This window comes from Ruegeria sp. CE12, from assembly GCF_056537525.1.
This window is the reverse complement of the sequence record NZ_JBQFRS010000016.1, coordinates 39207-62732: the sequence shown is the minus strand read 5'-3', so window position 1 is coordinate 62732 and position 23526 is coordinate 39207. Positions and strand designations below refer to the sequence as shown.

The 23526-nt window shown below is 56.5% G+C and carries 22 protein-coding genes; 16 read left to right on the top strand and 6 right to left on the bottom strand.

The window, feature by feature from the left end; genetic code table 11:
- Positions 1–228: 228 nt before the first annotated feature.
- Positions 229–1887, top strand: coding sequence for a DUF1963 domain-containing protein (locus ACR0IO_RS22025; protein WP_480744834.1), 1659 nt, complete (start codon positions 229–231; stop codon positions 1885–1887).
- Between the two features lie 149 nt (positions 1888–2036).
- On the opposite strand, the gene ACR0IO_RS22020 is transcribed toward ACR0IO_RS22025, so the two are convergent.
- Together ACR0IO_RS22020 and ACR0IO_RS22015 are read right to left on the bottom strand one after the other, a co-directional pair.
- Entirely contained in the window at positions 2037–3389 is a 1353-nt protein-coding gene (locus ACR0IO_RS22020; protein ID WP_480744831.1) for an aminotransferase class III-fold pyridoxal phosphate-dependent enzyme, read from the bottom strand.
- Between the two features lie 137 nt (positions 3390–3526).
- Entirely contained in the window at positions 3527–4318 is a 792-nt protein-coding gene (locus ACR0IO_RS22015) for an IclR family transcriptional regulator (protein WP_480744829.1), read from the bottom strand.
- Between the two features lie 150 nt (positions 4319–4468).
- Here ACR0IO_RS22015 and ACR0IO_RS22010 point away from each other — a divergent pair, with 150 nt between their 5' ends.
- The 5 genes from ACR0IO_RS22010 to ACR0IO_RS21990 all read left to right on the top strand — a co-directional run bounded on the left by ACR0IO_RS22010 (position 4469) and on the right by ACR0IO_RS21990 (position 10271).
- Positions 4469–5416: a tripartite tricarboxylate transporter substrate-binding protein gene (locus ACR0IO_RS22010; protein ID WP_480744827.1), complete on the top strand. Its 948-nt coding sequence runs from the start codon at positions 4469–4471 to the stop codon at positions 5414–5416.
- Between the two features lie 71 nt (positions 5417–5487).
- Positions 5488–6027 carry a tripartite tricarboxylate transporter TctB family protein gene (locus tag ACR0IO_RS22005; protein ID WP_155142907.1) on the top strand — a complete coding sequence of 180 codons (540 nt, stop codon included), beginning with the start codon at positions 5488–5490 and terminating at the stop codon, positions 6025–6027.
- 7 nt (positions 6028–6034) lie between these two features.
- Positions 6035–7558: a tripartite tricarboxylate transporter permease gene (locus ACR0IO_RS22000; protein WP_480744824.1), complete on the top strand. Its 1524-nt coding sequence runs from the start codon at positions 6035–6037 to the stop codon at positions 7556–7558.
- Positions 7524–9008, top strand: coding sequence for an aldehyde dehydrogenase (locus tag ACR0IO_RS21995; RefSeq protein WP_480744854.1), 1485 nt, complete (start codon positions 7524–7526; stop codon positions 9006–9008). The genes ACR0IO_RS22000 and ACR0IO_RS21995 overlap by 35 nt, the downstream gene beginning before the upstream one ends.
- A 24-nt stretch (positions 9009–9032) precedes the next feature.
- Positions 9033–10271, top strand: a complete 1239-nt coding sequence (locus ACR0IO_RS21990) for a Tm-1-like ATP-binding domain-containing protein (protein ID WP_480744821.1) — start codon at positions 9033–9035, stop codon at positions 10269–10271.
- Positions 10272–10299: 28 nt separating this feature from the next.
- Here ACR0IO_RS21990 and ACR0IO_RS21985 read toward each other — a convergent pair whose 3' ends face one another.
- Complete coding sequence (locus ACR0IO_RS21985; RefSeq protein WP_480744817.1) at positions 10300–11019, bottom strand: helix-turn-helix transcriptional regulator; 720 nt, start codon at positions 11017–11019, stop codon at positions 10300–10302.
- Between the two features lie 88 nt (positions 11020–11107).
- Here ACR0IO_RS21985 and ACR0IO_RS21980 point away from each other — a divergent pair, with 88 nt between their 5' ends.
- From ACR0IO_RS21980 to ACR0IO_RS21945, 8 genes are all read left to right on the top strand, one after another.
- On the top strand, positions 11108–11545 hold the full coding sequence (locus ACR0IO_RS21980) for a RidA family protein (protein ID WP_480744815.1): 438 nt from the start codon (positions 11108–11110) through the stop codon (positions 11543–11545).
- A gap of 273 nt (positions 11546–11818) precedes the next feature.
- Entirely contained in the window at positions 11819–12253 is a 435-nt protein-coding gene (locus tag ACR0IO_RS21975) for a hypothetical protein (RefSeq protein ID WP_480744813.1), read from the top strand.
- Positions 12250–12915 carry a MotA/TolQ/ExbB proton channel family protein gene (locus tag ACR0IO_RS21970; RefSeq protein WP_480744810.1) on the top strand — a complete coding sequence of 222 codons (666 nt, stop codon included), beginning with the start codon at positions 12250–12252 and terminating at the stop codon, positions 12913–12915. Before ACR0IO_RS21975 ends, ACR0IO_RS21970 begins: the two co-directional genes overlap by 4 nt.
- Entirely contained in the window at positions 12908–13273 is a 366-nt protein-coding gene (locus ACR0IO_RS21965; protein ID WP_480744807.1) for an ExbD/TolR family protein, read from the top strand. Before ACR0IO_RS21970 ends, ACR0IO_RS21965 begins: the two co-directional genes overlap by 8 nt.
- A gap of 4 nt (positions 13274–13277) precedes the next feature.
- The gene (locus ACR0IO_RS21960) at positions 13278–13655 is read left to right on the top strand and encodes an ExbD/TolR family protein (RefSeq protein WP_155142921.1); all 378 of its coding nucleotides are present in this window, start codon (positions 13278–13280) and stop codon (positions 13653–13655) included.
- On the top strand, positions 13652–14749 hold the full coding sequence (locus tag ACR0IO_RS21955) for an energy transducer TonB family protein (protein WP_480744803.1): 1098 nt from the start codon (positions 13652–13654) through the stop codon (positions 14747–14749). Before ACR0IO_RS21960 ends, ACR0IO_RS21955 begins: the two co-directional genes overlap by 4 nt.
- Positions 14750–14996: 247 nt before the next feature.
- Positions 14997–16382: a bifunctional enoyl-CoA hydratase/phosphate acetyltransferase gene (locus ACR0IO_RS21950; protein WP_480744800.1), complete on the top strand. Its 1386-nt coding sequence runs from the start codon at positions 14997–14999 to the stop codon at positions 16380–16382.
- On the top strand, positions 16382–17602 hold the full coding sequence (locus tag ACR0IO_RS21945) for an acetate/propionate family kinase (protein ID WP_480744798.1): 1221 nt from the start codon (positions 16382–16384) through the stop codon (positions 17600–17602). Before ACR0IO_RS21950 ends, ACR0IO_RS21945 begins: the two co-directional genes overlap by 1 nt.
- Positions 17603–17854: 252 nt before the next feature.
- Here the strand turns inward: ACR0IO_RS21945 and gph are convergent, their stop codons facing one another.
- Positions 17855–18520, bottom strand: coding sequence for a phosphoglycolate phosphatase (gene gph / locus ACR0IO_RS21940; protein WP_480744795.1), 666 nt, complete (start codon positions 18518–18520; stop codon positions 17855–17857).
- Between the two features lie 220 nt (positions 18521–18740).
- Between gph and hemP the strand changes: the two genes are divergently transcribed.
- Both hemP and ACR0IO_RS21930 read left to right on the top strand, forming a co-directional pair.
- On the top strand, positions 18741–18908 hold the full coding sequence (gene hemP, locus ACR0IO_RS21935; protein ID WP_155143008.1) for a hemin uptake protein HemP: 168 nt from the start codon (positions 18741–18743) through the stop codon (positions 18906–18908).
- Positions 18905–19381 carry a hypothetical protein gene (locus ACR0IO_RS21930; protein WP_170337056.1) on the top strand — a complete coding sequence of 159 codons (477 nt, stop codon included), beginning with the start codon at positions 18905–18907 and terminating at the stop codon, positions 19379–19381. The genes hemP and ACR0IO_RS21930 overlap by 4 nt, the downstream gene beginning before the upstream one ends.
- 45 nt (positions 19382–19426) lie before the next feature.
- Here the strand turns inward: ACR0IO_RS21930 and ACR0IO_RS21925 are convergent, their stop codons facing one another.
- Both ACR0IO_RS21925 and ACR0IO_RS21920 read right to left on the bottom strand, forming a co-directional pair.
- On the bottom strand, positions 19427–22492 hold the full coding sequence (locus ACR0IO_RS21925) for an aminotransferase class III-fold pyridoxal phosphate-dependent enzyme (protein ID WP_480744793.1): 3066 nt from the start codon (positions 22490–22492) through the stop codon (positions 19427–19429).
- A gap of 15 nt (positions 22493–22507) precedes the next feature.
- Positions 22508–23434 carry an NAD(P)-dependent oxidoreductase gene (locus ACR0IO_RS21920; protein WP_480744850.1) on the bottom strand — a complete coding sequence of 309 codons (927 nt, stop codon included), beginning with the start codon at positions 23432–23434 and terminating at the stop codon, positions 22508–22510.
- Positions 23435–23526: the final 92 nt, after the last annotated feature.

Below are 23526 nucleotides of genomic sequence, written 5' to 3'. Positions count from 1 at the left end.
CGAAAACAAGATCAATAATCTCTAGTTGCGACTCAAATCTGTCAAAACAATGTCGTGTGGGTCCGAAGTTTTGGATAGTGCACGCCTGCCCGCAATCGACGTGCACCCGGTGTTCATTATCTGCCCTCACGGGCATTCTTCTTTCGTCATATTTTTGACCCATAACGCCTTCATTCACGAGTTTGAAAACAACGGAATTTACCGCTGAATATGAGGAACTTCTGATAGATGAGTGGATTGATCATCCCGTCGATTTGTTTGACGAGCAGCCCTGGAGATTCACGTGACACCGGATGTTTTCTGGGAGGGGCCCCGCAGTTGCCTGACGGGATGGCATGGCCTCGCGATGGTTCGGGACGCCCTTTGGTTCATGTTGCACAGATTGCGTTGCACGCCTTGCCCAGAAAGCTTGTGGTGAAAGAGAATGAACTTGGCTTGCCCACCTTCCCGACCACCGGCACCATTTTTGTCTTTGCCGCGTGTGCTGACGAAGAATTCTACGAGATGGAAGAAGGGACGGTTCAGGTTCTTTATACCGAGAAGGATGTCTCAGGTCTTGCGCCAGTATCACCGCCGCCGGATGCACCGACATTTGGACCTGACGCTGCTGTAGGCCAAAACCAGCCATGGTATGATCTGCGCATCTATGCCCCCGAAGCATTGCAGATAGTTTCACCTCCCAAAAGCTATCCGCGCGTCCCGTTGCTGATCGGTGCTGATGTCACCTTGGGCACGGAAATGCAGCATTCGGCTCATGCACCGGTGGCTGATACCAGCACCCAACCTCAAATCTCATCTGATAGCTTTCAGCTTTGGAAAGACTGGTGCGCGGGGCAAATGCCTGCTTCAGACTACGCGGCCAAATGCAACAATCTAAAGCTTGTACCGAACTGGTTGCCAAACACCGCGCTCGGTATGTCCGGCAGCAAAACGGACGGGGATGGAAAAGAAATCAAGTATGGCGACTTTGGCGCCAATTTTACCTGGTCCTGGATAATGGTGGAACGAATTGCCCTGACGCTTTGGGCGGAAACAGCCAGAGCGGTCGGGCGCGACGCAAAATCGGGTGTGAGCGCATCGGATTCCAACCTGCAGCAGGAAAGCTTGATGCGAAGGGTTGCATTCGCCCTGAAGCCCCCTCGTTCAGCGCCCGCAAACCTAAAGAACCAAAGTCTATTGGCCCGCCTCTTGTTCGCTATCAAAACGCCGCCGCCCGTGGAGCCAAAGCCGCCACAGCGTGTTCGCAAGCGAAGCTGGCATGAAGCTCCGATTGCAGATATTTTTGGGGGTGATGTCCCTGAAACCTGCCGTGCCTGGGTTGAAGAGGCTGCCGCCCACGACCCGATATCCGAAGTGCCGGCGGAACGCGCGGCTGCCTTTCGTGAATTTCTGATCGGCTTGGATGCCCGGATACCGGAAGTGATCCGAGACAAGGTTGAAACTCCGCGCAAAGACAAGAACGGTGAGATAGTCGAAGGTGACCCGATCATTCGCAACGTTGCGCGCAGCACCCTCAGTGAAGATTATGATGATGGGCAAGCAGCGATCGTGCTGGGCTCAATGTTGCAAAGGGGGCTTTTCGGAGGGCTTGAAAGTGCGTGGCCTTATATCATGGTCAATAGCGTTCCGGCCGGCATGACAGACGACATGTTGAGGCGCATGGCCAATCGCGTAGGTTGCACGCGTCACCGAATGTTCGGCGCCGGCTTGTCGCTTCAAGACGCGCCCGAGCGGATGTCCGATAAAGTACTGTTGCTGGAAGTGGATACCGATGGCATGGCCAACATGATGTGGGCCGATAGCGGTGCGTTGCAGCTCTGGATCGACCCGCAGGCTCTGGCAGCAGGGCGGTTTGACACGGTCGAGGCAACGGCCGAGGGTTGTTAGCCAGCTTGCCATCAGCCACGCTCTTGTACTTGCTTAAGGCCATCGGTTTGACGCGCCGATTAGTGGCGCTGGTATGGGGTTAAACACCAACAGCCGGGCATCGATCTTGCCCAGCATGTCGGCATTCATCGGAGGTTGCTTTCCGTTGATCAGAGAGCCGAGAACCCTGCATCAATTGCCGACAGGATGTCCGACACATCCTGTTCCGAGATGATCAGTGGCGGCGACAGGATGATATTGTTGCCCGATATCCGCAACATCACGTTGTTTTCGTATGCGATGTCAAAGATTCTGGCCATTGTGCCACCCGAGGCGGGTGTTTTTGCTGCCGGATCAGATACGGTTTCAACAGCGGCCATCAGGCCATGTCCACCGCGTACATCACCTATTGCCTGATGCTTGGCCTTTAGCTCTTTGAGGCCGGCGAACAACTGGGCCCCGCGTGCCGCGGCGTTTGAAGCCACGTCGATGCGTTTGGTTTCTGCCAGACAAGCGATCGCAGCCGCGGCACCAACCGGGTGGCCGGAATAGGTGTAGCCATGACTGATGGCACCCAAGCCCGAGGTGTCGCTTTCAAAGACTTCGGCCATCTTCTCTCCGATAAGCACGGCGCCAAACGGGAAATACCCGTTCGTCACGGCCTTGGCGGTGGACATCATATCGGGTTGCACACCCCAAAGGCGGGCGCCTGACCAAGCGCCTGTTCGGCCAAACGCGGTGATGACCTCGTCCGAGATCAGCAGAATACCGTATTTATCGCAGATATCGCGAACCATGGGCATGAAGCTTTCATGCGGAGGGATTACACCGCCCGCACCAAGGATCGGTTCCATGATAAAGGCTGCAATCGTCGAAGGATCCTGAAACTTGATTTCATCTTCCAAAGCGGCGGCGCAGAGTTGTGCCAGTCTGGCAGGATCCGTCTCGTTGAAGGGGTTGCGGTAGGTATAGGGGGCCGGGATGTGGAAGCAGCCCGGCAGCAGCGGTTCATATGCGGTGCGGAATTTACTGTTACCATTGACCGACGCGCCGCCGGTATGGGTGCCGTGGTATCCCTTTTTCAACGAGAGGTACTTGGTCCGGCCCGGCTCACCGCGCAGCTTGTGATATTGGCGTGCCAGACGCAGGGCGCTTTCAACGGAATCCGATCCGCCCGATGTGAAAAACACCCGCTTGATGCCTTCGGGTTGAAAGAAATCACACAGTTCATAGGCCAGCTCGATCGAAGCATCGTTGGTGGTGCCACGGAATGTCGAATAGTAGGGCAGGGTATCCAATTGGGTGGCTATGGCTTGCTTCACGACGTCGTTGGAATAGCCAAGATTGACGTTCCATAGACCACCGACTGCATCGAGCGATTCATGTCCGTCGATATCCGTGATGCGCACGCCTGACGCGCCAGTGATGATTTTGGGAGGATTCTTCTGGGCCTCCGCGGGATGGGTCATGGGCTGCCAGAACTGGCGGGCGTTGTGTTCTTTGATAAAGTTCTCGGTTTTCATGCTCAGATGTCCTTGCTCAGAACAGGGTAGTCTTAGGTGATCTTGACCACGGGCAGCGGTCGTGGCGCCGGAGGCATTAGTTTTGTCCCGCCCACCTGATCGCCCTTCCGGTCATCGGAACGGGCGCTTCAAGCATTTCAGGTCGGGTCGTTCAGTTTCCAGATCTCCTCCAGGGTAGGGGGAACCTGGCCACCGCAGGCCGATGAGATCGCACGTGCGGCAGGTTTCAGGTTTTCGCGAATCTGAAATTTCAGTTCGGTATCCAGTCGTGACTTGGGGCAGGCGACCGAAACTGCTCCGATGCAGTCATTGTTCGGGTCAAAAATCGGCGCGGCCATGCTGCAGACATCGGATTCATACTCGCCATCCGACAGGCCGAACCCGATGCGTCGGGCGTCGTCCACTTTGCTTCGGATCAGGGCGGGATCGGTCACGGTATTCTGCGTGATCGATTGAAGAGGCGCAGATAATACGCGGTCAATCAGATCGGGGTCGGCAAAAGCCATGATCGCACATCCCGAAGCCGTTGCATGCAGGGGCAGGATATCAGCGGTTTCAATCTCGACCCGGGTGCCGTGGTGGCGCGACTGGCAGAATTCGGCGACGATCAGCCCGGTGCCGTTCAGCAGCGTAACGTGAGCCGTTTCGCGAACAGCTGACACCAGTTGCGCCAATGGCTCGGCGACTGCATCTTTTATAGGAACCGTAGCCTCACGCACGTTGGCAAGGCGGATAACGGTCGGGCCCAGCCTGTACCGTTTTGTGTGTCGATTCTGTTCGACAAAACCCAGTTCGGCGAGTTCGTTCAGGGATCGATAGACCGAGGCTTTGTCGCGTTTGGACAGGCGGGCGAGCGAAGACAGCCCGATCTCGGGCTGCGCGGCCGAGAAATGATCCAGCAACTTGAGTGATTTGGTCGTCGTTCCCATGCCTTGTACCGGCCTCCCTTGCTGACTGAATGCGCGATCTCTTGGTCATTACTTGACATAAATTAATTACTATGACAACTATTAATAAGAATAAACGGTTCATTATTGTAACCGATAATGGGTACTCGATACCATCAACGGGAGGAACTTATGAATAAACTCGCTCAAAAAGTGGCGCTGGCCGTCGTGGGCGCATCGGCCCTGATCGCAGGGCCTGTCGCGGCAGAATATCCTGAAAAGCCAGTATCGTTTGTTGTGCCGTGGCCGCCGGGTGATCTTGAGGATGTACTGACCCGCCTGATCGCTGAGGAGTTTCAGGAAACCTACGGTGTTCCGGCTGCCGTGGTGAATAAGCCCGGCGGTGGCGGCGGCCCCTTCCCGGGTGCCGTTTCGGTGGCGACCGCGCCAGCGGACGGGTACACCGTGGGTTCCTTCGTGATCGGTGTTCCGGTCATCGGGCCGGATATCGGCATCCCCGAACTCAACCCGAACCCGTTTGACCCGCTGGGTATTTTTCTGACCTATCCGTTCGTGATCGCGGCATCTAAGAATGACAACTATTCCAGCATGGAAGAGCTGGCGGCCTATGCCAAAGACAACGACGTAATGCTGGGCCACTTCGGTTCTTTCCTGCCGCCAACCAAGGTGACCTTTGCGCTTGCCAAGAACATGGGCTTTGATTTCGCGGCTGAAACGGCGTTCGATAACGTTGACTGTAACGTTCTGGCGTCGGGCGATGTAGACGTGATCAACACGACCATTCAGCAGATCAGTGCATGCCAGGACGATGTGGTGATCCTCGCATCGATTGGTGGTGAACGCACCAGCCAAACGCCGGATGTACCCACCGTTTCCGAAATCGACCCGTCGCTGCAGCTGGCGCTTTGGAACGGGTTGTTCGTTCACAAGGATACGCCTGCGGATGTACGTGAAAAGATCATCGCGGTTGCACAAAAGGCGCTGCAGTCGGATGAGGCCAGCGAACTGGCCGAGCGGACTGGTGCGTTGATTTATTGGCAGGATGCCGAAGCGTCCAACGCCCAGATCCAGAGCGACAGGGACTCGTTCGCTGCCATTGAAAAGCTTCTGGGCGAGTAACCTGGTCAAGGCAAAGCGGGCGCCGGGACAATCCGGCGCCCAATTTACATCTTCGGCGCGCGAGAAGGTACATGGTCAGGACAAAGACGCTTCAGCAGTTGTTTCAGCGATACCGCAAACCGGGGGATCTGGTTTTCGCAATATTCTTTCTGGTGTTCTCGGTGGCGTTGCTGACGCAGCTGGGTGACCAGACCAAATGGGTGGCGCGCAAGTCGCTGTTTGTGCAGCCCCGGTTCTGGCCCGCAGTCGCGGTTGGCGGCATGGTCCTCTTTGGTACGTTGCACCTTATTGGATCGCTGTGGTCTCCGCGTATCTACGGTCGTCTGAAGGAAATGTGGTTCTGGGCCCGGTCACTCGAATACGTGGCGTGGTTCCTGATCTACGTTTATCTCGTACCAATCACCGGCTATCTGCCGACCACACTGGTGTTTTCGGTGCTGCTGGCTCTGCGTGTTGGGTACCGCGACAGCAAGATGCTGTTGGCGGCGGCCGGGTCCGGTCTGTTCATCGTCATCCTTTTCAGGGGCCTGCTTCAGGTGAAGATCCCCGGTGGTGCCATCTACGAGCACCTCCCCGATGGCATTCGTGCCTTCATGCTGACCTATATGTGAGGCCGACATGGACATCTTTCTCTCAAGCCTCGAGATTCTGGCCCGTTGGGATGTGATCGTTGCGCTGATGATCGGTTCCTTCGGCGGTGTCATCATTGGTTCGATCCCCGGCGTTGGCCCTGCGGTGGCCATTGCGATCCTGTTACCTGCTACGTTTTCACTCGACCCGATTGTGGGTCTGATCATTCTGTTGGGTATATATGGCTCCTCGGCCTTTGGGGGCGCGATCCCAGCCATTCTGGTTAATACTCCGGGAACGGCGGTGAATGCCCTGACCACCTATGACGGTTATCCTATGACCAAGGCGGGGGACGGACGGCGGGCCTTGTCACTGGCCTATTTCTCGTCCTTCTTCGGCGGCATCTTCTCGGTCGTCGTGCTGATCCTGATGGCGCCGCTGCTTGCCAAGGTCGCCCCACATTTCGGCAGTCGAGAGATCTTTCTGGCGGCGCTTCTAGGTATCATCCTTGTCGTGCTGGCCCACCGAGGGCAGATCATGGCTGCCGGCATGATGGCCTGTTTCGGCATTCTTCTGGCGACCATCGGTCTTGAGCCCGTGAACTATTCTCAGCGCTTTACCTTTGGGCAGAGCTGGCTGAGTTCGGGCATGAATGTGATCGTTGTAGTTCTGGGACTATTTGCTCTCAGCCAGGCGTTCCTGTTGTTGCTTGAACGTGACCATGCACCTGATGCTGCCAAGGTTGAGGGGAATCTGTTTGGCGGTGTGAAAGAGCTGATGGGGCACAAACGTGTGGCCTCTGTCTCGGCCAGCTTTGGGGTGCTGATGGGCATGATCCCCGGCGTGGGCGAATTCACCGCTCAGTTCCTATCCTATACCTACGCCCAGAAAACCTCGAAAAAGCCCGAGCTGTTTGGAAAAGGTTCTCCGGAAGGTCTGGTAGCCTCGGAAACCGCCAACAACGCCGTGCCTGCCGCTGCAATGATACCGCTGCTGGCGCTTGGTATCCCCGGCGAGGCGCTTACGGCGATGATGTTGTCGGTGTTCTATGTGCACAACGTTCTGCCCGGTCCGCAGCTATTCGAGCAGCAGATGGACTTTGTTGTCGCGATCTATATCGCACTTCTGGTGCTGAACGTATTGGTGCTGGGCTTCTTGATGGTGTCGACCAATAAGCTGCTCAAGGTGGTGCAGATCCCGACACGGTTCCTGGGCGTGTTGATCCTGACGCTTAGCTTTGTCGGCGTGTACTCCCTGCGTAACTCGTTCACCGACTGTGTGATTGCCTCGGGGTTTGGGGTTCTGGGTCTGATCCTCAAGCGTCTGAACCTGCCGATTGTGCCGATCATTCTGGGTATGGTTCTGGGTGGCATCATGGAGACCAAGCTGCGTACCGCGATGCCACGGCTGAAAACGCCACTCGATATGATCGACCGGCCGATCTCATTCATTATCTTCAGCATTATCGTGGCGGTTCTGATTATCCACGTCCGGGTGCTGGTTATCGAACACCGCAAAAGGAACCAGTCTGATGGCGATGACGCAGACCGACTTGAACGCACTACGCGCTGAGGTCATCCCCCCCAAAGGCCACTTCATCGACGGCCAAATGACCGATGCCGCTAGCGGCGCTCGCCTTGATGTGATCTCGCCCATTGACGGGCAGGTGATAACAACGCTGGCCGCCGGTGGTGCGGAGGATGTCAATCGTGCAGTCACTGCCGCCCGCCGCGCTTTCGACAGGCGCGTCTGGGCCGGCCAGCCACCTGCTGCCCGGAAAAAGGTGCTGCTGCGTCTGGCCGAACTGATCGAACGCGAAGCGCTGGCGCTTGCTGTACAGGGTGTGCGTGACAATGGCACCGAGATCGGCATGGCCTTCAAGGCGGAAAGCGGCTCGGCCGCAGGAACCTTCCGCTATTATGCCGAGGCGATCGATAAGGTTTATGGCGAGGTCGCACCAACGGCAGAGAATGTTCTGGGTCTTGTCCATCACGAACCGGTGGGCGTTGTGGGCGCAATCCTGCCGTGGAACTTTCCTTTGATGATCGGCGCTTGGAAGATCGCGCCAGCGCTGGCAACCGGTAACTCGATTGTTGTGAAACCCGCCGAAAGCGCCTCGCTCTCTATTCTGAGACTGGCGGAACTGGCCGTCGAGGCTGGCGTGCCCGAAGGCGTGTTCAACGTCGTAACCGGCAAAGGTTCGGTGGTGGGCGAAGCCATTGGCCTGTCGATGGAAGTGGATGTTTTGGTCTTTACCGGATCGGGCGGCGTGGGTCGCCGTCTGTTGGAGTATTCGGCCCGCTCGAACCTTAAGCGGTGCTATCTGGAACTGGGCGGAAAATCCCCCAACATCGTGTTTGCCGACGTCAAAGATTTGGATCACGCTGCCAAAGTGTCGGCGAACGGTATCTTCCGCAACTCGGGGCAGGTGTGCGTAGCCGGGTCACGGCTGGTGGTTGAGCGTTCGATCCATGATCAATTTGTCGATGCGCTGATCCGTCATGCGCGTAAGCTGACAGTTGGTGATCCTCTGCATCTGTCATCGGATGTGGGCGCGGTACACTCCAAGGTGCAGCTGGAGCAGGATCTAGGATTCGTTGATAAGGCACTGGCCGAGGGCGCTGATCTGGCGCTTGGCGGCAAACGCATTCTCGAAGAGACCGGCGGGTTTTATATGGAACCGACGGTGATGACGAACGTCGGCCGCAACGACACCCTGAACCAACAAGAAGTATTCGGCCCCGTGCTGGCGGTGACCCCGTTTGATACCGAGGAACAGGCCGCCGATCTGGCGAACTCCACTGTCTACGGATTGGCGTCGGGGCTCTGGACCGCAGACCTGAGCCGGGCGCATCGCATGATCCGGTCCATTCGCGCTGGTGTTGTGCATGTGAACACCTATGGCGGCTCGGATGGCACAGTACCTCTGGGTGGTGTGGGGCAGTCCGGCAATGGTCACGACAAGAGCCTTCACGCATTGCATAAATACGTCGATCTGAAATCGGCCTGGATACAGCTCTGACAAAGATCGGGCAGGGAGGAACACATGAGCGACAAGACAATCCTGATCGTCGGCACATATGACACCAAGGATGATGAGCTGAACTATCTTGCAGATTGCATCCGGGGGCAGGGCGGGCAGGTTTTGTCCATGGATGTGAGCGTGTTGGGTGACCCGTCTGCGCCCACCGACTATTCCAAACATGATGTCGCCGAAGAAGGTGGATCATCGATTGCCGAAGCAATTGCTTCGGGTGACGAAAACACTGCAATGCAGATCATGGCGCGCGGATGCGCTGCATTGGTTGCGCGTCTGTATGATGAGGGGCGGTTTCACGGGATCATCATACTGGGTGGCTCCATGGGTACTGACCTTGCGCTTGATGCCACTGCAGCGCTGCCGTTGGGAGTGCCGAAATTCATCGTCTCCACCGTCTCGTTCTCCCCCTTGATGCCGCCCGCACGTCTGGCAGCGGACGTGCAAATGATCCTGTGGGCCGGGGGACTCTACGGGTTGAACTCGGTGTGTAAATCTTCGCTGTCTCAGGCGGCTGGTGCGGTGTTGGGTGCGGTTCGAGCGGTGGAAAGGCCGCAAAGTGACAAACCGCTTATCGGTATGACATCGCTGGGCAAATCTGCCCTGAAATACATGGTGCCACTGAAGCCTGCTCTTGAGGCGCGGGGTTTCGAAGTAGCGGTGTTTCATGCCACAGGCATGGGCGGTCGCGCGTTTGAGAGCCTTGCAGCGCAAGGTGCATTCGCCTGTGTGATGGATTTCTGTACGCAGGAACTGGGCAATCATATCCACGGATCCCGTATTTCAGCCGGGGCGGATCGTTTGACGAATGCGGGACTGGCAGGAACCCCGCAGATCGTGGCACCCGGCTGTTATGATCTGGTTGATATCGTCGGCTGGGACGATCTGCCCGAGAAATGGGTCAATCACCCACGTCATGATCACAACCGGTTGATCCGATCGATCGTTCTGAACAATGAAGAACGCCGTGCCGTGGCGCAGGCGCATTCCGAGCAGATGGCGAAATCACAGGCACCAACGACTCTGATCATGCCTTTGGGTGGATGCGGTGAGTGGGACCGCCCCGGTGAAGATCTGAACGACCCCGAAGGTCTGGAGGTGTTCATGCAAGAGCTTCGGAAGACCTGCCCGGAAAATGTCTCAAGGGTCGAGCTGGATTGTCACATCAATGATGCGGCATTTGCTGAACAGGCACTGGCAATTTTTGATCAATGGATTGCTGATGGGGTCGTGCGCACTTCCCCGTGAGCAGGTTTGCCCTATCGGACGCGCGCGGTCAGCGATTGAGATCGTTGAAAGGGCAGACATCATTTTCGAATGGTACGTGCCGTCGGCGAAATGACCACTCTTCATTGACTATGGGTTCGCTGATGCGGTCCATACGAAAATGGCGGAAGTCGTTTCGGGCAGGATCCCATGCCACGAGATACCACAGAGGCGGCAGGATCAGCATCGCCTGCGGTTCCACCTCGCGGTGTGAAATCACGCCTTTGGCGTCACGATAGCTAAATCGCAAATGACGCCGTTGCAGGAACGTCGTCTCAAATGCGGGCAACAATGCGGGGTCGATCGAACCCAGATCCCCGATGTCCTGTTTGGGGGATAGCTGTCCGACATGCAGGCAATCCAGAATACTGCGCAGATCCTTGACTTTATCAGCAGGCAGGGCCTTTTCGATTTTTGCTAGCCCGGCATCGGCGAGGTCGGAAAAGGGTAAGGTGCGCGCCGCTCGCATTGCCGCGACGCTGATGAGAAGTGCGAAGACTTCGGTCACTGACAGACGTGCCGTGGTCTGAACGGATTGCGGGTCAAGCTGCAGGCCACCACCCCGGCCGCATTCGGAATGGATAACAAACCCCTGATCCCGGAGAGAACTGATATCGCGCAGAACCGTGCGTCTCGATGCGCCGACCGCGTTGGTCAGCTCGTCTACAGTCGACGTTCCCTGACGCCGCAGGGTACGAACAATCTCTTCTTGGCGGGACCGAATATCCATTTTCAGCAATCCAGATATATGGTGACAGATTGTGACACCGTTTCTTTCTATATGCGAGGTCATCGATTACTCAGCAAGGAGAAACAGCATGACACATCAGGATCGGATTACAGCTAAAACATCAGAGCACACGCCGGTCATCGTCAATCCATCGCATCTTCACGATCCGACGCCCAACGGTTACAGCACCGCGGTGATCACCCCGATTTCCGGTCGTTTGGCTTTTATCTCGGGGCAGGGCGGACAGGACGAAACCGGTGCGCTGTCTCCGGATTTCGATGTTCAGGTTGCTCAGGCCTATACCAACCTGAGGACGGTGATTGAAGCACTCGGTTCGGACGTCTCCCGGGTGGTTAAGCTTACGGTGTATGTGGTTGACCATGACATGTCGAAGTTGGCGACGTTGACCAAGCATGTCGTGGGGATGTTTGGAGACACACTACCAGCACAGACGCTGGTCCCGGTGCCGAAACTCGCGATTGATCCCATGTTGTTCGAGGTCGAGGCCGTAGTCGCCTTGGACTGATTGCACGATGGCGGCCTGTGGGGTGTCCTTGGTGACGCCCCATAGTTTGCACAAATTGAAAGACGCCCTAGATATCATGCAATGTATTGTAATCACTAAGATGTAGAGGCCAATCGGGTGCGGGCGGGTCGATCAGGCAAGAAATTGCGCAATCATCAAATCACAATGCCTGCAGCGGGCCTTTTACGAACCAGCTGTCTCAGATATGAGGGAACAAGCGCCTGCGGAGCATCGCCGGCCTTCAAATTTCGCGTAAGCAATTGGGAGCCAGTAATGTTGTTTCGTCGCTTCGCTTTTGCGGCACTGTTCGCCACTGCGATCCCGGCTGTTGCCTTGGCGCAGTCCGCAGAACAGCCTTCGCCTGATCTTTCGGTCGAGCTAAACACGGTTGAGGATATCGACAGGGGTTGCCTGTTGACGTTTTTGGTATCGAATAAAACCGAAGTGACGATCGAAGACGTCATGTTTGAGATTGTGGTGTTCGATGCCTTGGGAAGTGTCCAGAAATTGGTGACCTATAATATGGGTGAACTACCGGTTGACCGGCATCGTGTACGTCAGTTTGTTCAACCAGATACGACTTGCGACAACATGGGTCGTTTGCTGATAAACGATACCGGTACCTGTCTTGTGGATGGCACAGAAAGCGAAATTTGCAGTGATGCGCTGTCGCTGAGCAGCCGGGTAGATGTGGAGCTCTTCAGATGAACCCACTTGTTTCACTCCGGGAAATCCTTGCGCTGGGCGGGCCGGTCGTTGCAATTCTGATTGTTATGTCAGTGCTGACACTTGCAGTCGCTATATACAAGCTCTGGCAGTTTGCGGCCTGTGGTGTCGGTCGGCACCGCGTGCTTTCCGATGCACTGGCAGCCTGGGATGCGGGTGACCGAGGCGCGGCGCGTGCACGCCTTGAACAAAGCAGCAGCTATCTTGCTCCCATCGTGGGGGCAGCGATGGATGCGTATGATACGCCCGGCATTGATGATCGGTTGGATGCCGAGGCAGGGCTAGCGCTTGCGGGGCTAGAACGCGGTTTTCGTCTGCTCGACACCATTGCACAACTTGCGCCATTGCTTGGTTTGTTCGGCACGGTTATCGGGATGATCAATGCATTCCAGAGCCTTCAGTCAGCGGGCTCTTCGGTTGATCCATCCCTGTTGGCAGGCGGTATCTGGGTTGCTCTGGTTACCACTGCTGTGGGGCTTGCGGTCGCCATGCCGACCTCGATGGTTCTGTCTTGGTTCGAAAGCCGAACGGCGCGCGAAAGGGTGTTTGCGGATAAAGCACTGCGCACCATTCTGGTGCCAGGCCAGTCACTCAACAAAGCGGCGGGCGCTGAAGGCCACTCAGCCGCGCCTGAGCATGCGTAACAAAGCGCCCTTTGTCCGGCGTCCAATGTCGATGACACCTCTCATCGACGTAATCTTTTTGCTTTTGCTCTTCTTCATGCTGTCGTCGACGTTTTCAAAGTTCGGTGAAATCGAACTGGGAAGCGCAACATCCGGGGCCGCGTCATCTGACACACCTGCTGAGCGTGCCTTTGTGCAACTGGGCGCGGATCGACTGATGCTGAACGGCACCCCAATAACGCTGGAGGAGTTAGAGGCGCAGGTCGAGACTGGTCAGGTTATTGTCAGCCTCGACGAGGAGACATCGGCACAGCGATTGGTGGATCTTTTGGTTCGGTTGCGCGGGCGCGACGGGCTGACGGTCACGGTGCTGGAGTGAGCAGATGATCCGCTATCTTCGCCCACGCCGCAAACGCGATTCAACAATCCCTCTGATCAACGTCGTATTCCTGATGCTGATCTTCTTTCTGATCGCGGGTACGGTTGCGCCACCCCTCGATCCTGATCTGGATCTTGTCGATACCTCCGAGCTTGCGGGTCGTGAGCCGCCGGACGCTCTGGTCCTGCATCAGGACGGAACTTTGAGCTTTCGGGGCCTGCCGACCGATCCTGATACATACATGATTGGTCACGGTACGGGCCCGGTGCGGATCGTTCCTGACCGGAATGCTTCCGGCCCTCGTTTGGTTGAAATCACAAGCGCTCTCCGCCGATTGGGTGCTTCTTCGGTGTTTCTTGTGACCCGGCAGGCTCTGGAATGATCCGGAAGTCCGCCTTTGTTGCGATTTTAGCCATCGTGCTGTCGCTGGTGGTGCATCTTTTGGCTCTTAGTACCACTTCGTCGGGTCTGGCCGAGAGGTCTTCTCAACAGGCCAAGCCGAACACAGTCGAATTGAACAACACCTTTGAAGATCTTGCCGAAACGCCTGCCGAGCCAGTCGAGCCCGAACCCGCCGAGGTGCCGGAGCCAGAGCCGCCTGTTGAAACTCCGCCAGAACCTGAACCGGCTGAAATTCCTACAAGTGAAGCGTTGGTCGCATCACCGGATCCGCAACGCGTTTATGCCCCTGATACAGGGTCCGCTCCGATTGTTCAGCCAGAAGCGCCCGAGCCTCAGCCGTCAGAGCCAGCAGATCAACCGGATGCCGAGGAACAGGCCAGCGACAGTGCAACTGAGACACCCCCGGCCGAAACTGGCGAGGTCGTTGAAATACCCGAAGGTGACCCAGACGCAATTCCGCCTGCCACGGCCCCTGAGCCAGAGGCGCTTGCAGCTTTGCCTGCTACCGAAGCCCCTCCGGTCCCCGTTGTTCCGCTCGAAAATGAGGCAGTTGATCCCGAAATTCCTGACGCATCAACTGAACCTGAGACAGAAGCATCGGAGCAGGCGGTGGTCTCTTCTATCCGTCCACGTCTTCCGGAACGCCCGCCGTCAACAGAACCACAGGGTGCATTTTCAGGTTCAAAAAAGTTTGATGATCTGCGCTTTCCTCAAGAGGTGATTGAATCGCCACTGCGCGCCTATCAGCGAGAGGGTCTTGATGCCTTCAAGAAAAGAACGGGCCGAACTGCGTCGGGGGGGCGCGGGCCCGGTAACTCGGACGTCACGAACTATGCTGGCGAGGTGCTTGTCCATTTGAACCGGACCCCGGTTGTTTATGTGTCGGCCCGGGGGTTTGCTCAGGTGTTCTTCGAAATCAATCCTGACGGTACCTTGGCCTGGGTTGATGTTGTCGACAGCTCGGGTTCGGCGGAGATTGATCGTGCTGCGAAGGATCAGGTTCGCAGAGCATCTCCCTTTCCACCGCCGCCGGGCGGTGTGAGTCGTAAACTGTCGTTCTTCTACCAAAAGTGACTGGAACCAGTTGTCGCTAGTCTCGGTCCGACCGGAATGAAAAGTGCCTGGGAGTTATTGACTTCACGTCATTGGCGACTTGGTTTCAGCAAGGCAATAAAAAGCTGAAAATTGCTCTCTTGGCAGAACGATATTCCAATTGTTTGCCGAAATGTACGTAGGCATTGGCCTGGATCAACAAATTATCACACGGGCAAGATAACTTGTGCCGGACAGATTCTAAAACTCAGTCGGGTAACGACCAAAAATGAGATATCACAACAAACCCTATGACCAGCTCAAGGTCGGCGACAGCGCCGAGCTAAGACGGATTTGCACAGAGGATGATTTCTTCGTGTTTGCGTCAAACTCGGGCAATCACAATCCACTCCATCTGGCCAATGAAGATGGCGACGGGGATACCGTGAACGAAGCCATCGCGCCGGCGATGTTCGTTGGGGCGCTGATCTCGGCGGTGCTTGGTAACATCCTTCCCGGCGCGGGCACCTTGTATAAATCGCAGAGTTTCGAGTTCGTGGATCGTGCCCATGCAGGTGATGAATTATTGGCGCGGGTAACCGTTGCCCGGAAATGCGATAACCGCGAGGTTGTAATGGATACGGAAGTCATCCGTCCTGACGATGGCGCTGTAATCGTAACGGGTAATGCAGTTGTGATAGCACCGGAGAAAGAGCTTTCGTTCAGTGACATCGAAGTACCCGGTCTGGTGGTGCAGCGACACCGGCACTTTGATGCACTTGTGGATCGATCTCGTCCCCTGCCACCCATTGCCACCGCGGTGGTTGCGCCAGAGGAGCCGAATTCACTGGGTGGCGCCTTGCTGGCTGCGAAAGAGACGATAATTGATCCGATACTTGTCGGTGATCCCGACAAGATCCAAGCGGCGGCACATGAGATAGATTTGCCATTGGGAAATGCCGAGATCGTGCCGGTGCGGGATCACTTTGATGCCGCAGGTGTAGCTGTCGATCTGGTTGTCGAGGGGCGTGCCCAAGCCCTGATGAAGGGACATCTGCATACCGACGATCTGTTGCGCGCCGCTTTGCGCAAGGAGCACGGTCTTCGTGCGGGCAGGCGGTTCACTCATGTTTTCGTCATGGACGTGCCGGGACAGCCGCATCCTTTGCTGGTGACGGATGCCGCGATCAATATCGAACCTGATCTTGAGACAAAGATCGACATTACCCAGAACGCCATCGACCTGGCCATCTCAATCGGTATCGAGCCTCCGAAGGCCGGAATATTGTCAGCAGTTGAAACGGTGAACCCTGCCATCAGATCGTCGATAGATGCGGCGCTGTTGTCCAAGATGGCCGAGCGGGGTCAGATCCGAGGCGGGCTTGTGGATGGACCTTTGGCAATGGACAACGCGGTCAGTCTGGCCGCAGCCCGAACCAAGGGAATTGTATCCGAAGTGGCTGGCCGGGCGGATATTCTGGTGGTGCCTAACCTTGATGCCGGGAACATGCTGGCCAAGCAATTGACTTACATCGCGCATGCCGAAGGGGCAGGCGTTGTGCTGGGGGCTAAGGTGCCGATCATCCTGAACAGCAGGGCTGATGACGACAAGGCGCGGTTGGCCTCATGCGCGGTCGCGGCGTTGCACGCTGCCCGAATGGCGGAGCGGATCTGATGACCCATGTTGTGACCCTGAATTCGGGTTCGTCCTCTCTGAAATTTGGTTTGTTCTCGATGCAGGGGGACGAGCCCGAGGCGATATGTACAGGTGAAGTTGATCGCATTGGCAGCCCGGCTGCACATATTCAGGCGACGGCCTTGGATGGCCGGGACCTGATTGATGAAACGTCCGAGGCGATTGTAGATCACCACAGCGCGCTCGACCACGTTCTGGATCTGGTGGTTCGGCAGTTTCCGGGCGTTACCATTTCAGCCGTTGGACATCGCATCGTGCATGGCGGACCTGACAATGACGGCCCGGTTCTGTTGACACGGAACAGTCTGAAGGACCTTGAACGTTTCTCACCCTTTGCGCCGCTGCACCAGCCGTTCAACATCGCCGGAGCCCGCGCAGCGATGGAGCGGTTTCCGGACGCGGTTCAGATTGCGTGCTTTGATACTGCGTTTCATCGCAATCATCCGTGGGTTAATGACACCTTCGCACTGCCCGCCGAGTATTATGACATGGGAGTACGACGTTACGGGTTTCATGGGCTCAGCTATGATTACATTTCGAACCATATGGCCAAGAATGCGCCCCTGTTGCACAGCGGTCGCGTGATCGTTGCTCATCTTGGGAACGGGGCATCGATGTGTGGCATGATCAGCGGTCGTTCTGTCGGCTCGAGCATGGGGTTTTCGGCTCTGGATGGTTTGCCGATGGGAACCCGATGCGGGCAGCTGGATCCGGGCGTTGTCCTGTATCTGATGGAGCAAAAGGGCATGTCCGCCGACCAGATAACCCAACTGCTGTACCGCGAGTCCGGTTTGCTTGGGATGTCGGGTCTGTCAAATGATATGCGCACGCTCGAGAAAGCGGATACTCCGGCAACACGCAAAGCGATCAGCTATTTCAATTTCCGGGCACGCCGTGAACTGGGGGCGCTTGCCGCCGTTCTGGGCGGATTGGATGCGGTTGTGTTCACCGGGGGCATCGGTGAGAATTCGTCTCTGGTACGAGAGCGTATCTGTGCGGATATGGGATGGTTGGGGATTGAATTAGACCCCGACGCGAACGCCGACAGCGCACGGGTTATCTCAACCCAGCTCTCTCGGGTCCAGGTCATGGTTGTTCCGACGAACGAGGAACTGGTTATTGCGCGCGCTGCCGCGCAAATCTGTCGGTCGCCATCGAACTGCAGTGTTTCTGAACTGGAATTCAGCAGTCACATCTGAGCTAAAAAACCGGATTTGAAGACGATGCTGGCAGATAAGGACCTCGGGCCTTTCTGTCAGAAAAAATGCCCGCCTACGGGAATCCCCCAATTTCGCGCATCGGCGCTGCAGGCTATCTTGATCTTAACAGGGTCATTCCTGACCAACCACTTTCCCCGATGAGGGGCTGGCATCTTACCCCCTCAGCCGGCCCCTCAAAAACCTTCTGACATAAGAAAACTGGCCGTTGCCCAAAACAATTTTCGGATTGGGTTAATCCGTTCCTGCCAAGTATTGGCCAACAAGTGCAGGCAATTTGGCGCTGTCATCGTAACTGATAGTATGCGGAATTTCAGCTACTGGTGACTTGCGATACCCTTCTGTGAACAGCAGAAACGGTACCTCGGCGCGTTTGGCTGTTTCGGCATCTACTTCGCTGTCACCAACAAACAGTCTGGGCCCTGAGCAGCCCAACGCATCAAAAGTTTCGTTTAAATGCTTGGGGTTAGGTTTGCGGACGGACAGTGTGTCACCGCCAAAAACAACATCAAAGTGATGGGCGAGATGCAGTGCTTTCAACACATGGCGTGCCGGTTCTTCAGGTTTGTTGGTGCAGACACCAAGGCGGTGTCCCTGCCCGCGTAACTCTGCCAATGCTTCCATGACGCCGGGATAGGGCACGGTCTGATCACTGGATGCTTTGTTGTAGTGATCCAAGGTCAGCTTCGTCAGCTCACCATGGCGGTTCATGTCGATATCGCAATGGCGAATTGTTCGTTCAACCAGCTTGGGCAGGCCATTTCCAACGAATCGCCCGATAATGGTTTGAGGCAATGGCGCGTGCCCAACATCGCCCAACATGCGATTCACGGCTCCGGCGAGATCAGCAAGGCTGTCTACCAACGTACCATCAAGGTCGAATACGATTGCTGCTGACATCTATTTGCACGCCTCTACCACCTGTTTAACAAGGCGTAACTCATTCAAACTACAGGCGCAAATTGCAAGTTTCTGCGCAAGCAAAATCCAGGCCTTGACATACCTTACTATTTTAATCAGATTAAGCGATGAAACAACAGCCAACCCAATCCAGGGTCAGCCAGATCAGTGAATGCGAACAGATAAGGCGTTTCGCCTGAACAGCCCTGGAGATGTCCCGATGAACGCGCAGAACCCGAACCCCAGCCAATCCTATGCGGTTTCTATGCTTCCTTCCCACAAGGCCGAGGATCTGACTAAAGGTGGCAACCTGGCCCATATCGAGTTGGGCGACCAGCTTTACACTCTGCGCATCACCCGCGCCGGTAAACTGATCCTGACAAAATGAGCGCTCCAAACTCACGCGGCGGAGCTGCCGTCGGGCGGCTATCCGACCTGAGCCCATTGGAGGCGGGTGCAGTCATGTATCTGCGACTGTGGAGCGAAGGGGTCGACGGGCGGGCAGATGCGGCCAGCGATTTCGATATCGCGCTGGGCGCGGATCAGGGACGTGCAGCAATGCTGACACTTGATCGTTTGTGCTCGCTGTGTGCCCATCACGGACGCCGCCCGCTGGTACGTCATGGGCTTGGTTGTGCGTGTCTGGGTGCTGACGAGAACTGCTTTGCCCAGATGATCGCAGCCGCCTCGGAAGGTGCGCGCGAGGATGCCATGATGATGGCCTCGCTTATCGTACGCCCAGATTTCGCTCCGGCACTGGCGTCGCTTTCCGAAGAGCTTGGGCTTGCATTACGTCGAATGACAACCGCGATACCGCTGCCAACAACCGGGCACAAAACCCCCTCGACCGTGTTGCACTGACAGGAAGATCGCAAAACCCCGGCCCACAAGAGCCGGGGTTTAGTTTTAGCAGCAGCCACATCCTGCGTGATGGTGATCATGGTCACAGGCCAGGGCGGGTTCGAACGCCCCAACCTCGCTCAGAACATCGCGCAAGGCCCAAAGGATCATGTCAACGTCTTCGGCTTCGATGGTCAAAGGTGGCCTGATTTTAAGGATGTTGTCCTTTGGCCCCTCGCTGCCGATGAGAATGCGATGATCGCGCATCCGGTTCTTGACGTATTTGCAGATTTCGGTGCCTTCGGAGCCATCGGGATTAGTGAGCTCAACACCCAGAAACAGCCCCATGCCCCGCACATCGCCAACACAGCCGTACTCGGTTTCGATTTGGCGTAGACCGGCCATCAGGCGTGCACCCATCGCGCTTGCGTTGTCCTGCAGGCCTTCGTCATCAACAATATCCAGAACCTCTTTGCCGATACGGCAGGACAGGGTTGAACCGCCAAAGGTCGAAAAGAACTCGATCCCGTTGTTGAAACTGTCGGCAATCGCCTTGGTCGTGACCAGAACGCCCAGCGGGTGACCGTTTCCAATGGGTTTCCCCATGACGACGATATCCGGCAGTGCCCCCTGATGTTCGAAACCGAAGTAATATTCACCCAACCGGCCCAGGCCAGTCTGAACCTCATCGGCGATACAGACACCTCCGGCAGCGCGGATTTTCTCGTAGACCGCTGGCAGATACCCTTTGGGTGGAATGATCTGACCACCCACCGAAGGGAAGGTTTCAGCAATGAAGCCAGCAACACCCTGACCCCGTTCGCGAAGCGCTTCAATCGCCGGATCCACCAGATCAGCGAATTTTGACGCACGTTCCGGATCGTCGCGTTTGAACGATCCGCGATAGTCGTCTGCAACCTCCACCAGCTCGACCCAATCGGCCTTGCCAATTCCGCCCGGCTTGTTGAACTTGTAGGCCGAGATCGCCACCGCAGCATTGGTATTGCCGTGATAGCCATGATCAGGCGTTACGATCCCTTTCGCACCGGTATGAGCACGGGCCAGACGCAGAGCCAGTTCGTTTGCTTCTGTACCCGAGTTCACGAAAAAGCAGACCTCGAAATGATCGGGCAGCTTTGACAATACCTTGTCGGCAAACGCGGTTTGCGCCGGGTGCAGGTATCGGGTGTTCGAGTTCATACGCTTTAGCTGATCTGCAACAACAGCCTGAATTCGGGGATGAGCGTGACCCACATGCGGGACGTTATTGTAGGCGTCCAGATAGGGTCGGCCCCATTCATCAAACAGATGATGTTTCCAACCACGCACCAGCATGACCGGATCGTCATAGGTCAACGACAGATTTCCACCGAAATGGTCGTGCCGTCCCTGCAGGATCGCCTGCTTGTCCGTCGGGTGATAGAAAACCTTGTCATCTGGCAGGTTCAGCAGCGCCGCCGGGTTTGGGCAAACCGCGTGCCACAGATACATCTCATCCGGATCGCCAACGCCAGGCCAGTCAGCTTCCATTCCAACGGTCGTGAGCGCCAGTTGGAAATGTACATGCGGAGCCCAGCCGCCATTCTGGCTGGCATCCCCAAGCCGGGCAAAGGCCGCACCTTGTGCCACAGGGTCGCCGGGTTTCAGACGGTCGCAGACTTCTGGGTCCAGATGGCCGTAGAGCGTATAGAACGGATCACCTTCGGGCGTTTCGTGATGCAGGATCACGACACCGCCATAGTCGAGGTGACTGTCTCGGTTCTCGACAACTTCTACCCGGCCACTCATCGGCGCGTGTAGCACAGTGCCTGCCGGTGCGAACACGTCCACCGCCAGATGTACCGTCCGGCGATCGGATGCTTTCCATGGTCCCTTGCGGAATCCGGGCTCGGCATAGATGAGACGCGGCTCGCTGTAATAGCCCAGCCACAGACCATCGCCAAACTCTTCACCCACGCGCGCAGCCTCTTCCAACGGCATGTGGAACGGGTTTTGCGGCCACGTTGAGTTCTCAACTGACAGTGAGCCCATTGGAGTGTCGCTCAGGTCCTGTCCGAACATTTGGGCAAACTGACCACGGTGTTCGGAGAGATAGGCGTGTATGCGTTCAGCACCATCCGTCACCGGCAACCCACAGGCGGCTCGCAGGCGCGCGGGCATCAGGCCGCCATTGACCGATGTGTTCTCCAGAAAGCGCCAAGCCGGAGCCTGACTGATGGTTACATAAGGATCTTCGGGGTTTTCGATCGCCATCAGTGTCGAGTTCACGACGGAAACGGCCAGTCGCATGCGCAGAAGAGGCCAGATCAGGTCAACTTCTTCCGGTCGCAACCTGTTGGCTGCGTGATAACCACGTACCAGTGCAGTCAAGGCGCGCTCGGGCTTTGGATGATCCAGAACGATATAGGCCCCGGCGATGGCCAGATCGCAGATGCGTGGCGCTGCGCACATGTCGCCCAGGTCGATCAGGCCAGAGATGCTCTGCCGTTGCCCCAATTCGCCCTCGACAAGGATATTGTAGTCGTTGGCATCATTGTGGATGGCTTGTTTCGGCAGCTCGGTCAGCTTGCCGGATATCGCAGCAAACCCGTCGGCGATTTCCTGCAGCAAAGATCGTCTGTCGGGATCTGCAATCGCATCCAGCTTGTCATTGATCCAGCCAGCCTGAACGAGATCCCATTTGAAATCCGAGCGATGCAGGCCGTCATGCGAGAACCGTTCCAACGCGCGGCCAGTGGCGCCAAGAGTACGCCCCAGTTTCAGGATCAACTCTTCCCGTTTGGGGGCCGCTTTTGCGTAGCATTCCCCTGGCAGGCGTTCGAGCAACCAGACCAATCTGGTTTGGCCCGCCTCATCTTCGATGCCGGGCAGCAGATTTCCCTTCAGATCAGGAAACACCTTGGGAAATGGCAATCCAGGCGCTTCTGTCGCGATATGTTCAAGGGCTTTCACCTGCAGATCGACGAACTCAGCTTCGCAATCTGCCCGCATGACCTTTAGCACATAGTCCTGACCATTGGTTGCCTGAACCAGAAAGTTGAGGTCATATTCGCCATCCAGCCGCGTCAGCTTGGCTTCGTGACCCCAATGCCTGCGCAGGGCGCCTGCCCAGAATTCTGTCAAATCGCTCATCAGCCTGAGTGTCCTTTAGTCCAGCGCCCGCAGCCGTTTGATCAGCGAGGATGTGTCCCAACGCCCGCCGCCCAGTTTCTGCACGTCTTTGTAAAACTGATCGACCAACGCCGTGACCGGTAGCGAAGCGCCGTTTTCATTGGCTTCATCGAGGCAGATACCAAGATCCTTGCGCATCCAGTCCACTGCAAAGCCATAGTCGAAATGGTCGTCCAGCATGGTCTCGTGACGGTTTACCATCTGCCAGCTGCCAGCAGCGCCCTGACTGATGACTTCGACAACTGCGCGGCCATCCAGCCCTGCTTTTTCAGCGAAATGAATAGCCTCACTTAGACCTTGAACGACACCAGCGATGGCAATCTGATTGCACATTTTGGTCATCTGGCCCGCTCCGCTGTCGCCAATACGGCGGCAGACTTTCGAATAAACCTGCATCACTGGCTCGGCTTTGTCATAAGCCGCCTGATCGCCACCACACATGATCGAAAGCACTCCGTTTTCAGCCCCGGCCTGACCACCTGAGATCGGCGCGTCGACAAAATCGATGCCCTGCGCGGCGGCCGCATCGTATAACTCGCGTGTAACTTTTGCGGAAACTGTGGTGTGATCGACGAAAATTGCGCCCTTTGACATGCCCCCAAAGGCACCGTTTTCACCAGTGCAGATCATTCGCAGATCGTCGTCATTTCCAACACAGGCCATAACGAATTCTGCACCCTGTACCGCTTGTTCCGGTGTCATAGCCATCGCACCGCCATGTTGTTCAACCCAGGCTTCGGCTTTGGCTGCAGTGCGATTATAAACAGTGACTTCTTGACCCGCTGCCTGCAGGTGACTGGCCATGGGATAACCCATGACGCCCAGGCCAAGGAACGCGACTTTTGCCATTTGGTGATCCTCTCCGCTGTCCGGCCTCTCCCTCTGCTTTGCAGCAGGCCGGATTGTTCAGCAGAGACAAAGCAAAGCTGGGGCCAAAGGGCAACCCCGGGTCACGTTTTACGACCAAGATCCTGCTGAATTGGGTAATTCGGGCG